Annotated in this window: 14 protein-coding genes; 13 read left to right on the forward strand and 1 reads right to left on the reverse strand. The window is 71.0% G+C overall.

Annotated features, from left to right (window positions below; genetic code table 11):
* Positions 1-329: 329 nt before the first annotated feature.
* The 4 genes from ABZ208_RS02655 to ABZ208_RS02670 are packed head-to-tail and all read left to right on the forward strand — an operon-like array spanning position 330 to position 4,437.
* A complete protein-coding gene (locus ABZ208_RS02655) occupies positions 330-1,259 on the forward strand; it encodes an alpha/beta hydrolase (RefSeq protein WP_356907946.1) in 930 nt (309 codons plus the stop codon).
* Entirely contained in the window at positions 1,252-2,421 is a 1,170-nt protein-coding gene (locus ABZ208_RS02660; protein WP_356907752.1) for an acyltransferase, read from the forward strand. Before ABZ208_RS02655 ends, ABZ208_RS02660 begins: the two co-directional genes overlap by 8 nt.
* 1 nt (position 2,422) lies before the next feature.
* Complete coding sequence (locus ABZ208_RS02665; RefSeq protein ID WP_356907753.1) at positions 2,423-3,721, forward strand: sensor histidine kinase; 1,299 nt, start codon at positions 2,423-2,425, stop codon at positions 3,719-3,721.
* 41 nt (positions 3,722-3,762) lie between these two features.
* A complete protein-coding gene (locus tag ABZ208_RS02670; protein ID WP_356907754.1) occupies positions 3,763-4,437 on the forward strand; it encodes a response regulator transcription factor in 675 nt (224 codons plus the stop codon).
* A 27-nt stretch (positions 4,438-4,464) separates the two neighbouring features.
* Here ABZ208_RS02670 and ABZ208_RS02675 read toward each other — a convergent pair whose 3' ends face one another.
* Positions 4,465-5,265, reverse strand: coding sequence for an IclR family transcriptional regulator (locus tag ABZ208_RS02675; RefSeq protein ID WP_356907755.1), 801 nt, complete (start codon positions 5,263-5,265; stop codon positions 4,465-4,467).
* Between the two features lie 402 nt (positions 5,266-5,667).
* Here ABZ208_RS02675 and allB point away from each other — a divergent pair, with 402 nt between their 5' ends.
* The 9 genes from allB (at position 5,668) to ABZ208_RS02720 (ending at position 14,701) form a co-directional block, all read left to right on the forward strand.
* Positions 5,668-7,008, forward strand: a complete 1,341-nt coding sequence (gene allB / locus ABZ208_RS02680; protein WP_356907947.1) for an allantoinase AllB — start codon at positions 5,668-5,670, stop codon at positions 7,006-7,008.
* Positions 7,008-8,123 (forward strand): allantoicase, encoded by a 1,116-nt coding sequence (gene alc / locus ABZ208_RS02685; protein ID WP_356907948.1) that lies wholly within the window; start codon positions 7,008-7,010, stop codon positions 8,121-8,123. Before allB ends, alc begins: the two co-directional genes overlap by 1 nt.
* Positions 8,124-8,311: 188 nt before the next feature.
* Positions 8,312-8,932, forward strand: a complete 621-nt coding sequence (locus ABZ208_RS02690) for a dihydrofolate reductase family protein (RefSeq protein WP_356907756.1) — start codon at positions 8,312-8,314, stop codon at positions 8,930-8,932.
* Positions 8,933-9,027: 95 nt separating this feature from the next.
* A complete protein-coding gene (locus ABZ208_RS02695) occupies positions 9,028-9,954 on the forward strand; it encodes a DMT family transporter (protein WP_356907949.1) in 927 nt (308 codons plus the stop codon).
* Positions 9,955-9,965: 11 nt separating this feature from the next.
* Positions 9,966-10,346, forward strand: coding sequence for a hypothetical protein (locus ABZ208_RS02700; protein ID WP_356907757.1), 381 nt, complete (start codon positions 9,966-9,968; stop codon positions 10,344-10,346).
* Positions 10,347-10,830: 484 nt separating this feature from the next.
* Positions 10,831-11,466 (forward strand): hypothetical protein, encoded by a 636-nt coding sequence (locus ABZ208_RS02705; RefSeq protein ID WP_356907758.1) that lies wholly within the window; start codon positions 10,831-10,833, stop codon positions 11,464-11,466.
* Positions 11,463-12,806 (forward strand): CopD family protein, encoded by a 1,344-nt coding sequence (locus tag ABZ208_RS02710; RefSeq protein ID WP_356907759.1) that lies wholly within the window; start codon positions 11,463-11,465, stop codon positions 12,804-12,806. The genes ABZ208_RS02705 and ABZ208_RS02710 overlap by 4 nt, the downstream gene beginning before the upstream one ends.
* A gap of 62 nt (positions 12,807-12,868) precedes the next feature.
* Positions 12,869-13,900 (forward strand): cupredoxin family copper-binding protein, encoded by a 1,032-nt coding sequence (locus ABZ208_RS02715; RefSeq protein WP_356907760.1) that lies wholly within the window; start codon positions 12,869-12,871, stop codon positions 13,898-13,900.
* Between the two features lie 96 nt (positions 13,901-13,996).
* The gene (locus ABZ208_RS02720; protein ID WP_356907761.1) at positions 13,997-14,701 is read left to right on the forward strand and encodes a cupredoxin family copper-binding protein; all 705 of its coding nucleotides are present in this window, start codon (positions 13,997-13,999) and stop codon (positions 14,699-14,701) included.
* Positions 14,702-14,746: the final 45 nt, after the last annotated feature.

Raw genomic sequence — 14,746 nt, forward strand, 5'->3', positions numbered from 1 at the left:
GCCCCGCGCGGCGGGGCCTCACAGACGGCGCTGTGGCGGTGTCAGGGATTGCCCGGGCGCACCTCCGGCTCCGGCCGGACGCATCGGCTCATAGAACCTGGGTTCCCCTTGTAGTACTTCGGAGCTACTCGCAAGATGCATCCCCCGGCGGGACGCGGGCGACAGAGCGGGCTCCATAGCTTCGGTACCGGACATCACGACCGACGTCCGGTACGGAAGGATCACCCGCCATGGCGTCCCGCCAGCGCACAAGCCGTCTGCGTACAAGCTCTCTGCGCGCAAGCCGTCCGCGTACAAGCTCTGTGCGCGCAAGTCCGCTGCGCCGCACCTTGCTCGCCGCCTTCATCGCCGCCTCGGTGGCCCTGCCCGTGTCGGGGGCGGTCCGCCCTTCGGCCGTCCCGGCACCCGCACCCGCTGCCCTCGCGCCTCTTGAGGACGCGACTTCCCTCGCCCTCGCCGAGCGCTACGCCGCCCAGCGCGACGAGATCCGGGCGGCCGGGCGCAGCGCCGCCGGACACGGCGACCGGAGACGGGCCAAGGCGCTGCGTGCCATGGCGGCCCCGGCACGCAGCTTCCTCTTCTTCGACGGCCGGGACGGTGGCCGCTCGGCCGAAGTCTTCGGAGACCTGTCCCGGGCCGGGCGGATCGCCGTCCTCGTCCCGGGCTCGGACACCAACCTCGACTCGTACGGACGTTTCCGGGCCGGTGCCGAGGCGCTGGCGCGGGAGCTGGGCAGCGGGTCCGCCGTCGTCGCCTGGCTCGGCTACGGGACGCCCAGCACCGTGAGCCCAGCGGTAGTGACTCCCTCCCGCGGACAGGACGCGGCCCCCGAACTCCGTTCCTTCGTACGGGAACTGAGCCAGGCCCGGCCTACGGCGCGGGTCTCGCTCGTCTGCCACTCCTACGGATCCGTGGTCTGCGCCCGCGCCGCACGCACCCTCGAGGTCACGGACGTCGTCCTGTACGGCAGCCCGGGCGTGGGCTACGACCACGCCGCGGACCTCCGCACCCCGGCCACCGTCTGGGCCGGGCGAAGCACCGGCGACTGGGTCGCCCACGTGCCGCACACACAACTCGAACTCTCCTTCACCGCAGTCGGATTAGGCGCCGACCCGATCTCGCCCGAGTTCGGCGCCCGCCGGTTCGAGGCCGGCGACGGAGGCCACAGCGACTATCTGAAGCCGGGTTCCGTACCGCTGCGCAACATCGCCCGGATCGTCTCCGGACAGACCCCCTCCGAGGGCGGCCGTCATGCGTGACCTCGTCCGGCGGATCGAAGCCGCCACGCCTCCCGACCGCGACCGTGCCGTCGACGCACTGCGTGCGCTCGCCATCCTCGGGGTGGTGCTCGGCCACTGGCTGGTCACCGCGCTGGTCGCCGACAGCGGCACACTGCGCGGGGCGAGCCCGCTCCGGCATCTGCCCGAACTCGCGCCCGTGTCCTGGGCGTTCCAGACACTGGCTGTCTTCTTCCTGGTGGGCGGGCACGTGGCCGCGCAGAGCTACGCCGCCGCCCGCATCTCGGGTACCACGTACGGGCGGTGGTTCGGCACCCGGATGGCACGGCTGTGCAGGCCGGTCGTTGCCCTGCTGGTGGTGTGGACCGTGGTGGCGGGCGTGATGCTCGCGTCCGGCGTCGGCCTGGACACCGTCCGCGTGCTGGGCAAGCTCGTGCTGTCCCCGCTCTGGTTCCTGCTGGTCTTCGCGGTGCTGACGGCGGCCACGCCCCTCGTGACGAGGCTGCACCCGCTCTGGCCGCTCGCCGTCGTTCTGCACATCGACCTGGTCCGGTTCGGCCTGGACGGGCCCGAGCGGCTCGGCTGGATCAATGTGGCGGCCGGCTGGCTGGTTCCGTACTGCCTGGGCGCAGCCTGGGCCCGGGGCGGCCTGCAACGGCGCACGACCGCATGGGCGTTGGTGCTCGGGGGAGCCGGCGCCACCACCGGACTCGTCCTGTGGGCCGGCTACCCGGCCGCCATGGTCGGGGTGCCCGGTGCCGGGATCTCGAACCTCAACCCGCCCACCCTCGCGGCCGTCACCTTCGGTCTCGCCCAGTGCGGAGCCGCTCTGCTGCTGCTCGAACCGCTGCGGCGGGCGCTGCGACGCCCCGCCGCCTGGGCGGCGGTGGCACTGGTGAACCTGTCGGCGATGACCGTCTTCCTGTGGCACCAGACCGCCATGATCACGGTCATTGCGACCGGCCTGCTCGCGGGCGGTCCGCTGCCCGGACTGCACACCGTTCCCGACGGCGGCGGCTGGGTGCTCGCCCGCCTGGCCTGGCTGCCGGTGTTCGCGGTGGCGCTGACGGTGTGCTGGGCGGCCTTCTGGCCTCACGAACAGAGGCGGCGGGGGAGCCGCGGTGGCACTCGGGTCGTACGCGAACAGCGGGCTGCCCGGCCCACGGCGAAGGGACGTACCTAGGATGGATCTTGTGGACGACGGGGGAGGAAGGAACATCGGGGGGCGGCTGACGTCCGCGGTGCTTTCGGCGCCACGCGCCCTGCGGGAGGACCTGTGGACGGTGGCCCGCGATCCGCTGCCGCGCCGGGGCTGGCTGGGGTGGCTGCCGCATGTCCATGTGGTGCTCATCGCAGTCCTCTTGGGCTGGTGGCTGCCCGCAGAGGTTCTCGACCGGTCGGGGTCTTCGCGTGACCTCGTGCTGCTGCTCGCCGTGCTCCAGACGGCGGCCGCCGTCCTCGCGCTGTCCCGGCCGCTGCCCGCCTGGTGGCTGTCGACGAGCGTGCTCTTCCTGAGCGCGCAGGTCGTGGAGGGCACCACCGGTCCCGACGCCCACTGGCCCTGGAGCGCCCCGGCGATCTTGCTGCACACCCTCGTACTGCTGCTGCTCGCGTTGCGGGTCCGGCCGCGGATCGCGGTCGAGGCACTGGGGATCACCATGCTGACGGGGCTGGCCAACACCGCCTCTGCCGAGCATGTCCACAACGGTGTCCTCACACAGTGGGGGGTCGGCGCCTTCGTGATCGCCGTGGTGATCGGTACCTCCCAGCGCAGGAGCCGCGTGGCCCGGGAACGGCTGGTCGAACAGCAGGTACTCACCGCCGAGGAGCGCGGCCGCCGCACCGTGCTGGAGGAGCGCAACCGCATCGCCCGGGAGCTGCACGACGTGGTCGCCCACCACATGTCGGTGATATCGATCCAGGCCCAGGTCGCCCCGCACCTGGTGCAGAACCCGTCGGACGAGCTGAAGGAGAATCTCGCGGGCATCCGCGAGAACGCGGTCGAGGCCCTGACCGAACTGCGCCGGGTGCTCGGCGTGCTGCGCTCCGAAGACGCACAGGCGGACGGGGTACGGCACGCCCCGCAGCCCACTCTCGACCGGCTGGAAGAACTCGTCGGCAACGTGCGCGGCGCCGGGCTCACGATCACCACCGAGACCACCGGAAGGCCGCGCCCGCTGTCACCCGGCGTCGAACTGTCCGCGTTCCGCATCGTGCAGGAGGCGCTGAGCAATGCCATGCGGCACGCGCCCGGCGCGAGCGTACGGGTGGAGATCGGCTACGGCTCCGAGGAGCTCACCCTCCGGATCGCCAACACCGCGCCGGACGCCCCCGCCCCGCCCTCGCCCGGTGCCGGGCACGGGCTGCTCGGCATGCGCGAACGCGCTGCCATGCTCGGTGGCCACCTCGCCACCGGCCCCACCCCGCAAGGCGGTTACGAAGTGGCCGCGACCCTGCCCGCACGACGCCCCGCAGCCGACTGACCGACCTTGCTGCTCAATCCACCTTGTTGAGGACGACGCCCATGACGATCCCCATCCGTGTACTGATCGCCGACGACCAGATGATGGTCCGTCAGGGCTTCACGGTGCTGCTCAACGCCGAACCCGGCATCGAGGTCGTCGGCCTGGCGGTGAACGGTCTCGAGGCGATCGCCAAGGTCGCCGAACTCGACCCGGACGTGGTCCTGATGGACATCCGGATGCCCGAGCTCGGCGGCATAGAGGCGACCCGCCGCATCACCGAACCGGACGGCGCCACCGTCAAGGTCCTCGTACTGACCACCTTCGACCTCGACGAGTACGTGTACGAGGCGCTGCGCGCGGGCGCGTCCGGGTTTCTGCTGAAGGACGCCTCCGCCGGCGAACTCGCCCAGGCGGTACGGGTGGTGGCGGCCGGCGACGCGCTGCTCGCCCCGAACGTCACCAAGCGGCTCATCGCCGAGTTCTCCCGGATGACGCGCTCCCCGCGGGCGCCGCTCAAGGACCGCGTCGGCGGCCTGACGGAACGCGAGACGGAGGTCCTGTCCCTCATCGCGCAGGGCCTGTCGAACGCGGAGATCGCCGGGCGTCTGGTCGTGGCGGAGCAGACCGTGAAGACCCATGTGAGCCGCATTCTGGTCAAGCTGGGTCTGCGTGACCGGACCCAGGCCGCGGTCTTCGCGTACGAGACGGGCCTGGTGCGCCCGGCAGGTCACTGACCGCCGGGGACGCGTACCGGGACGGGATCAGCCCTGCCCGGAGGTGTTCGCCAGCGCCTCGGAGAGATCCTTCGCCACCTGCTGCAGCACAGGGACGATCTTCTCGGTGGCCGCCTCGGTGACCCGTCCGGCCGGTCCGGAGATCGAAATCGCGGCAGAGGTAGGGGAGTTGGGGACCGGAACCGCGAGACAGCGGACCCCGATCTCCTGCTCGTTGTCGTCGACCGCGTACCCGGTCCGGCGGACCTGCTCGAGCGCGTCCAGGAAGCCCTCGGGCGTCGTGATCGTCTTCTCGGTGGCGGCCGGCATGCCGGTGCGGGCCAGCAGCGCCCGTACCTCCTCGGCCGGGGTGTGTGCGAGCAGCGCCTTGCCCACGCCGGTGGAGTGCGGCAGCACCCGACGGCCGACCTCGGTGAACATACGCATGGAGTGCTTGGACGGCACCTGTGCCACGTAGACGATCTCGTCGCCGTCGAGCAGAGCCATGTTCGCGGTCTCACCGGTCTCGTCGACCAGCCGGGCGAGATAGGGGCGGGCCCAGGTGCCGAGCAGCCGGGACGCGGACTCGCCGAGCCGGATCAGGCGGGGACCGAGCGCGTAGCGGCGGTTCGACTGCTGTCGTACGTACCCGCAGACCACCAGCGTCCGCATCAGCCGGTGAATGGTGGGCAGCGGCAGTCCGCTGCTGGCGGAGAGCTCGCTCAGCCCGACCTCGCCGCCCGCGTCGGCCATGCGTTCAAGCAGGTCGAACGCGCGCTCCAGGGACTGCACGCCACCGGTGGCGGCGGGCTTGGCTGCGTCGGTGGCGCTGGCGCTGGACGTCGGCACGGCGGCGGTCCTTTCGGGCAGGCAGGGCAAGGCTGCAGCCTACCGGGCGCTGGAGCCGGACACACCGCCTGCGACGAGGGGCGTTGCTGCCGGTCAGGGCCTGTGTCCGGGTGTCCGCAGGCGTCCGGTGGGATCGGTCGGAGGCCTCCTCGGGGGAAGCAACGTTCTGTTGTGCGAAATTCTACTTCCGCTTTGTGGAAATTACCAACAGGGATGCTGGGGGGCGCACGCTGGGAGGGTGGGTCTTGACGGGTGGCGGCGTGGAGTGAAGACTCCTTCAACAGTTCGTTGAATTTCCTGGCGGTGGTTCCTGCGCCGTGGATCGGCGTGGATCGGCGAGGATCGCCGTGGATCGCCGGGGGAAGAGTGGGACGAGAGGGGAGCGGGGTGTCCGACGTGGACGTGAACGGGGACGTGGACCTGGTACTGCGCTCGACGCGCGTGGTCACCCCGGAGGGGACGCGCGCCGCGACGGTCGCCGTCGCCGCCGGGAAGATCGCGTCGGTCGGGGCGCACGACGCCGAGGTGCCACGCGGGGCCCGCCTGGAGGACTTCGGCGACGATGTCCTGCTTCCCGGCCTCGTCGACACCCATGTCCATGTGAACGACCCTGGCCGCACCGAGTGGGAGGGCTTCTGGACCGCCACCCGCGCGGCTGCCGCCGGAGGCATCACCACCCTGCTGGACATGCCCCTCAACTCCCTCCCGCCGACGACGACCGTGGCTCATCTGGCGGCCAAGCGGGACGTCGCACGGAGCAAGGCGCACATCGACGTCGGCTTCTGGGGCGGCGCGATCCCGTCCAACGTCAAGGATCTGCGGCCGCTGTACGACGCCGGCGTCTTCGGCTTCAAGTGCTTCCTGTCGCCGTCCGGCGTCGAGGAGTTCCCTGAGCTCGACCAGGAGCAGCTCGCCCGCTCCATGGACGAGATCGCCGGGTTCGGCGGCCTGCTGATCGTGCACGCCGAGGACCCGCATCACCTGGCGTCCGCGCCGCAGCGGTCCGGGCCCGCCTATGCCGACTTCCTCGCATCGAGGCCGCGCGACGCCGAGAACACCGCGATCGAGAGCCTGATCGACCAGGCCGGGCGGCTGAACGCCCGGGTGCATGTCCTGCACCTGTCCTCGTCCGACGCGCTGCCCCTGATCGCGGCGGCCAGGCGCGAGGGCGTACGGATCTCCGTCGAGTCCTGCCCGCACTTCCTCACCCTCACCGCCGAGGAAGTCCCGGACGGCGCAACCGAGTTCAAGTGCTGTCCGCCGATCCGCGAGGCCGCCAACCAGGACCTGCTCTGGCAGGGCCTCGCCGACGGCACGATCGACTGCATCGTCTCCGACCATTCCCCCTGCACCACCGACCTCAAGACCCCGGACTTCGCTTCGGCCTGGGGCGGTATCTCCTCACTCCAGCTGGGTCTCCCGGCGATCTGGACCGAGGCCCGCAGACGCGGCCACACCCTCGACGACGTCGTCCGCTGGATGTCGGCGGCCCCCGCCGCACTCGCCGGACTGGGTGCCAAGGGCGCCATCGAGGCCGGCCGCGACGCGGACTTCGCCGTCCTCGCGCCCGACGAGACCTTCACGGTCGACCCGGCCGAGCTGCACCACCGCAACCAGGTGACCGCATACGCCGGCAAGACCCTGCACGGAGTCGTCAGATCGACGTGGCTGCGCGGCGAGCGGATCGTGGAGAACGGCACCCTGGCCGCGCCGTCCGGCCGGCTGCTCGAAAGGAACAACTGATCGTGTCCATCCCTTCCTTCACCGGCGACGCCGATCCTTACGGCGGCGGCGACCCGTACGCCGACCACCGCACCGCCGACTTCCCCTTCACGCACCACGCCGACCTCGCCGACCGGCGTCTCGGGGCGGCCGTCGTCGCCGCCAACGACGAGTTCTTCGCGGAGCGCGAGAACCTGCTGAAGCCCGGGGCCGCGGAGTTCGACCCGGAGCGCTTCGGTCACAAGGGCAAGATCATGGACGGCTGGGAGACACGCCGCCGCCGTGGCGTGTCCGCCGAGCAGCCGCACCCCACGGACGACGACCACGACTGGGCGCTCGTACGGCTCGGCGCTCCCGGCGTCGTCCGCGGCATCGTCGTCGACACCGCGCACTTCCGCGGCAACTACCCGCAGGCGGTGTCCATCGAGGCCGCCTCGGTGGCCGGATCCCCCTCGCCCGAGGAGCTGCTCGCGAGCGACGTGAAGTGGACGACGCTGGTGCCCCGCACCCCCGTCGGCGGCCACGCGGCCAACGGCTTCGCCGTCGACGTCCGGCAGCGCTTCACACATCTGCGCGTCAAGCAGCACCCCGACGGCGGCATCGCCCGCCTGCGGGTCCACGGCGAGGTCGCCCCCGACCCGGCATGGCTCGGCGCGCTCGGCACCTTCGACCTTGTCGCACTGGAGAACGGCGGCCAGGTCGAGGACGCCTCCGACCGCTTCTACTCCCCGGCCACCAACACGATCCAGCCCGGCCGTTCCCGCAAGATGGACGACGGCTGGGAGACCCGCCGGCGCCGTGACAAGGGCAACGACTGGATCCGCTACCAGCTGGTGGCGCAGGCCGAGATCCGCGCCGTCGAGATCGACAACGCATATCTGAAGGGGAACAGCGCGGGGTGGGCGGCGCTGTCCGTACGCGACGGCGAGACGGACGAGTGGCGCGAGGTACTGGCCCGCACCCGGCTGCAGCCCGACACCAACCACCGTTTCGTGCTCGGCACCCCCGCGGTCGCGACGCACGTCCGGATCGACATCTACCCCGACGGTGGCATCTCCCGGCTGCGGCTGTTCGGCTCGCTGACCGAGCACGGCGCGGCGCGGCTGACCGCCCGGCACCAGGAGTTGGGCGGCTGACGCCCTGCACACGGCGCGCCGGTGTGGAGCACCGGCGCGCCCCCGGCGTGCCCGTCACGTACCTCGACCGCTGACCGGAAGGATACGGTCCGGACCGCGGGGGGACCGGCCGGGCCGACCGATGACTTCTCGGTGCCGGCGGGGTCTGACCTGATGACCGCCATCGCACTCCGGAAGCAGGCACGGCCATGGCAAAGCTCACCTTCACCCAGTTCCTGACCCTGGACGGCGTCTACCAGGCGCCCGGCGGCCCTAACGAGGACCCGAGGAACGGGTTCGATCTGGGCGGCTGGTCCGTGCCGTACGGGGACGAGGACTTCGGCCGGTTCATGAACGAGGTCTTCGAGCGGCCGTCCGCCTTCCTTCTCGGCCGCCGCACCTACGAGATCTTCGCCGGTTACTGGCCCAAGCATGACGATCCTGCCGACCCGGTCGCATCGAAGCTCAACTCCCTGCCGAAATACGTCGCTTCCACGACGCTCGAGCAGGCCGACTGGGCCGGCACCACGATCATCGGGCGGGACGACCTGGCCAAGGAGGTCACCGAACTCAAGGAGCGCGCGGACGGGGAGGTGCAGATGCACGGCAGCGGCGGCCTCGCCCGGTCCCTGCTGGCGCACGACCTGATCGACACGCTGCACCTGCTCGTCTTCCCCGTCGTCCTGGGCAAGGGAATCCGCCTGTTCGCCGACGGCGCCGAGCCCACCGCGTTCCGGCACACCGAGGCCAGGACCACGGGCGCGGGCGTTGCCATCCACACCTACGAACTGGCGGGGCGGCCCGAGTACGGCTCCTACGTGACCGAGTGAAAGATGTAGCACTCACGTTGTCCGCCCCGGTACCGTGATCGCTCCATGTGCGAGCCGCCGAGGTCTCCACCAGCCCCTGTCCGTCGGAGATCCAGGTGTCGTCGCTCGCCGTACCCGCCCCCGCCCTCGCCCCACGCAGGGCGTGGCCGACCGATCTGCCCGTGCTGGTGGTGGCCGTGGTGTGGGGCGCGAGCTATCTCGCTGCCAAGGGCATCACCACCACGCACACCGTCGTCGCCGTACTGGTGCTCCGCTTCGCGCTCGTCCTGCCCGTGCTGGTGGTCGCCGGACAGCGCAGACTGCGCACCCTGACCGCCGCCCAGTGGCGCGGCGCCGCGGTACTGGGACTCATCCTCAGTGGGATCTTCCTGCTGGAGACGTACGGTGTGGTGCACACCTCCGCCACCAACGCCGGGCTCATCATCAGCCTCACGATGATCTTCACTCCGCTGGCCGAGGCGGCGGTGAGCCGGCGGCGCCCCTCGGGGTCCTTCGTGGCGGCGGCCGCGCTCTCCGTCGCCGGAGTCGTCCTGCTGACGCAAGGCGGCGGATTCACCACTCCCTCGCTCGGCGACCTGCTGATGCTGCTCGCCGCGCTCGCCCGCACGGTCCATGTGCTGGCGATGGCCAGGCTCACGGCGGTCCGCAGCGCGGACTCGCTCTCGCTGACGACGATCCAGCTGGGCACCGCGGTAGCGGTGTTCACCGTGCTGGCCGCCATCCCCGGCACCGGCGCTTCGCCCTGGGCCGTGGCCGTCGGCTTCGGCCCGCGGGAATGGGCCGGACTGCTGTTCCTCTCCGTCTTCTGCACGCTGTTCGCGTTCTTCGTCCAGATGTGGGCCGTACGCCGCACCTCGCCGTCCCGCGTCAGCCTGCTGCTCGGCACGGAGCCGCTGTGGGCGGCCGCGGCGGGCATCGCCATCGGCGGTGAACACCTGGGCGCCGCGGGCCTGGTGGGTGGGGCACTCGTCCTTGCCGGTACCAGCTGGGGGCGGCGCGCAGCCGACCGGACCGACTGCTAGGTTCGGCGGCCATGCGATCACTCACGTACGACATAGAGTTCCGTGCCCGCGCCAAGAAGACCATGGGATGGGGCTTTGCGCTGCTGTCCGCAGCGGCGCTGCTGTGGGTGTGGTGTGCCGTGCTGCTGGCGATGCCGTACACGGCGGGGAACGACCATGAGTGCGAGCCCCGCCTGTTCACGGAGTGGGGCACGGCCAACGAGGGCGGGGACGGGTCCTCGTGCGCGGAGGAACGCGACTGGCCCGAGGCGCTGGCCGTGCTCGGACTCTCGGTGCCGGTCTCGGTCATCGGCGCGGTCCTCTACACCAGCGGCAGCGTCAGCAACCGCATGAGCGAACACGCCGCCGAGATCACCCGCCTCAACGAGGCCGCCGACCGGTCCGGCACGTAGCGGCGCTCACCACGCGCCCCGACGAGTGCCGGGCAGCATTTGTGCTCGTCGATTCACCCCGTACCCGTCCGTGCCGCCGATGGAATTCAGCGATGCCTTTGGATTTCTCACAGGATCCGGCGCCGATGATTTGCGAATTGCCGGGCCGCAGTGAAAGTTCGCCCATGTGTTCCCATTTTCCGGCGCGCCAACGCGCAGGGGCGACGGGGCCCCGGCGGTTCGAGGGGCCGGCCGCCGGTCCCTCGGCCTTGGCCCGTCCCGCCGCGGTCGTATTCCCTGCATCTTCCGCCATCACTTGTTCGAATTCACAATTCCTGCACTATTTCAGTGAATGATTGCACCGCAGAGTCCGATCTCACAGACACCCCATGTGTGTTGGAGAGGTGCGTTAACCGGCGATTTACTGGCGTGCAGTTGCGTGGAATTGGCCTTCCTGTGCACTCGTGGTCCGTGTTGAGCCGCCCATGACAGGAGGGAGGGGCTGATGCCCTTCTTCGCCAAGGCGGCATGGCCGGGGGACCACCGCGACGAGATCGTCGCAGGCGTGCTGGTAGGCGCTGTGGTGGTCGTACTCGGCTATGCCTCAGGTATCGGGGCCGGCGGCAGTGTCGCCGGCCAGGAGACACAGGCGGTCGGTCCACCCGCCGCCACAGCGCCCCCCGGGACCGAGCAGCCGAGCGGTCCGGCCGAGTCGCAATCGGCCGAGCCGCCCGCTGTGGACCAGCCCGTCGGCGGCGGGGACATCGGGTGGGCCGCAGACATGACCGTCCCGGTGCTGCCTCCGGGCGCCGGCATGCCAGGTCACGGCCACGGCGGTGGGGAACACGGCGACGACGAGGGGCACACGGGCGGCGAGGAGCACACGGGCGGCGGGCCAGGCCCGGGTCCCGGCCCGTCCGTACCCGGCTCCGCGGCCCCGACTCCATCAGCGCCATGCAGTGACGGCGAGGTACATCTCGCCGAACCACTGCTCACAGGGGTGCTGGACCTGGTCCCGGGCACACTCTCCGGCTTGCTGGGCGGCGGCACTCCACCGGACCCGGAGCCCCGCCCGGCACCGCCGATCTGCACCGGCCTGGAGGCGGCGGTTGCCTCCCCGTCCCCGGGGGCAACGCCGTGACTGCGGCGCGCCGCCGCATTCCGGAGCTACTGGTCGTGTTGGTGGCGGCCTGGCTGTACGGGATCGCTGCCGCGCCCACTGCTGCGGCTCACACCGAACTCCGGTCCGCCGACCCCAAGGACGGCGCGCATCTGAAGTCCGTGCCGGACGCAGTGGAGTTGACCTTCAGCGAGGCGGTCCATCCGCACGGTCTGCGGGTCACAGCGGGCGGCGAACCCTTGACGGTCACCGTCCCGCCGGCCCGCCCTGCACACGCCGTGGTCGACCTGGGCACGGCGAAGCCCGCCGGCAGCCGGCTGACGCTGAACTGGCGGGTCGTCGACGAGGAGGACGGCCATGCCATGTCCGGCCATATCACCTACCGGATGGCAAAGGCGGCCGCGCCTACGCGATCGGGGGTCGTGCCGGAGCCGTCGGACGCCGCGCGCGAGGCATCTCCCGCAGTGAAGCATGCGCTGGTGGCGGCTCGTTGGGCCGGCTATCTCAGCCTCGCGCTGTTCGTGGGCGGTCTGGCATTCCTCGCGATGCTGTGGCCGCAGGGCGCGACCGACGTCGGCACGCGGCGGGTGCTTGCGCTGTCGTGGGCGGGCGGCCTGGTCGCGACCGTCGCGCAGGCCGGACTGCAGGGTGCTCACGTCGCAGCCGGCACGCCGGGCGACGCGCTCACCCCGGCTGCGTTCTCCGAAGTGCTGGACAGCGAGGCCGGTGTCGTACTTGCTGCCCGGGCGCTGCTGTGGCTGTTGGGCGCGGTGGTGCTGGCCTCCGTACTGCAAGGCGGTGAACGAGCGGCGCGCTCGCCCAGCTGGCGGGTAGGCATGGCCGCCGTCAGCCTCGCTCTGCTGCGCGCGACCGGTATGGCCGGCCACAACGCCGAAGGCTCGCATCCTGGCTGGGGCGGGCCGGCCGACCTGGTGCACCTGGCCGGGATCTCCCTGTGGATCGGCGGGCTCGTCCTGCTCGTGGTCGGCGTGCTCCCGCGCCGCAGGAGCGAGGAACTGGCAGCGGTCGTACCCCGCTATTCGCTGCTCGCCTTCACCTCCGTAACCGCCATCGCCGTGACCGGAGCGGTGCTGACCTGGCAAGTCGTCGGCTCCTTCGGGGCATTGCTGCACACCTCGTACGGACATCTGCTGCTGGTCAAGCTCGCGATCCTCGCCCTGGTGCTGGCAGCCGCGCAGCGCAGCCGCACCTGGGTACGCAACCGGCTCGACCTGGCCGTGCTGCGCTGCGATGCCGCCACTGTCCGGCCCCTGATCCGCTCGGTTGCGTTGGAGGCCTGCCTGGTGCTCGCCGTACTCGCCGCAACGAGCCTGCTGGTCACGGCCAACCCCGGCCGCTGACCATCCCTTCCCCCGTCCCCGTCCCCGATCCGCTCGTCCCACCCACCATGAGGAGTCAGTCCATGGAAGTCGAAGAACCGCAGGCGAAAGGCGTGCCGCGCCGGGGCAACCGCGCGCTGCTCGTGACCGGAACCGCGGCCGCGCTCTCCGCGGTGGCCTGCCTGGCGGCACTGCAGTCCGGCGCGGGCGCGTCGCAAGCGCCCGCACGGTCGGCGGTGGTGGCCGATCAGGCCGCTGCGGCAGAGAGGAAGTCCGCCGTCACCGTCCAGATGAAGAACAACACGTTCACCCCGGCGAAGCTGACCGTGAAGGTGGGTGACACGGTGACCTGGACGAACCTGGACACGGCTCCGCACAACGTCACCACGACCAGCGGACCGGAGAAGCCCGCCTCGAAGAATCTCAACAAGGGCGAGAGCTGGTCGTACACCTTCACCAAGGCGGGCACGTACACGTACTACTGCACGGTGCACCCGGACATGACGGCCGAGATCACGGTGGTCGCGGGCGGTGGAGGCAGCTCCGGCGGTACCAGCGGCGGTACCTCGTCCGGTGGCTCCAGTGGCGGGCACACCACTGGAGGCGGTATGTCGTCCGGTGGTTCGACCGGCGGCCACACCTCTGGTGGCAGCTCGTCCTCGGGCGGAACCACAGGTGGTTCCGGAGGCAGTTCGTCCTCCGGCGGCTCCTCCGGCGGCTCCTCCGGCGGCTCCTCCGGCGGTGGCGACGGTGGCGACCCCGAGTGCCAGGACGTCCGCCAGGTCCTGCTCCCCATCCTTCAGCACCTGAAGGGCGCACACCTGGAGGAGTCCCCGGGCCGGCAGGTCCAGGACGCCCTGCAGCTCGACCAGTACATCAAGACGCACACCGTCTGGGTCGAGAGCATCCTCACCCCGCTGGTCGACGGCAGCGGTTCGACCGCCGACAAGACTCTGACCGTGCTGCTCCAGCACGTGAAGGGGGCGCACCTGGAGACATCACTCGGGCAGCAGCTGGCTGACGCACTCAACGTCGACTCGTACGTCAAGACCCACACCGTGTGGGCCGCGAACCTGATCGGGCCGACCGAGGACTACCTGACCGGGAACTGCTGATCCCGGCACGGAAGCAGCGTGATGGCGGACCGGCCGAGTCGCAATCGGCCGGTCCGCCACCACACGGGCCATTATCTACGATCCGGAGTTCGCCGCATGAACCTCAGCCGTCCCCGAACCTTCGTCTGTCTCCTCACGGCCCTCGTGCTGTCTCTCTTCGTGCCCACGGCCCCGGAGGCGAGGGCCGCGAGCCGCACCGTCACGATGAGCAACTACTCCTACGGCCCGTCGACTTTGATCATCGACGCCGGGTCCACGGTCACCTGGGTCAACCGTGACACCGCCCCGCACGATGTGAAGACCACCTCCGCACCGGTCGCCGTCCACTCCCCGATGCTCGACAAGGGAGGCACCTGGAGCTTCACCTTCACCACCCCTGGCACCTACAGCTATTACTGCACCGTCCACCCCGACATGACTGCCCGGATCATCGTGAAGGCCCCGCCGGCCGCCCCCGCCCCACCTCCCCCACACTCGCACGCACACCCCCAGCCGCCTGCCCGGCAGCCGATGTCCAGCACGCCCCGTAACAAGGCCTCCACCAGTGCCCCGGCACAGCACCACTCCGCCGGGTCCCCTGCCGGCGCCTCCTCGTCGAGGGCCACTGCACCCACAACGACCCTCACCCCGGCGGTGCCCGCTCCCGGCCCGGCCCAGGCCGCATCCGCTCCGGCAGGCGCCTCCCGCCCTGTGCAGCCACTCCTGCTGCTCGCCGGAGTGGTCAGCGCTGTCGCCGTCATGTGCCTCCTGCTCGTTGGCTCCCGCGCCCAACACCGAGGCGGTGACGGGGACGTGGCGTAGCGGCTGGGCGGGGTCTGTTCGATCACCGGACTTCGTGCCCGATTG

Source organism: Streptomyces sp. NPDC006208, assembly GCF_040613775.1.
Taxonomy (GTDB): domain Bacteria; phylum Actinomycetota; class Actinomycetes; order Streptomycetales; family Streptomycetaceae; genus Streptomyces.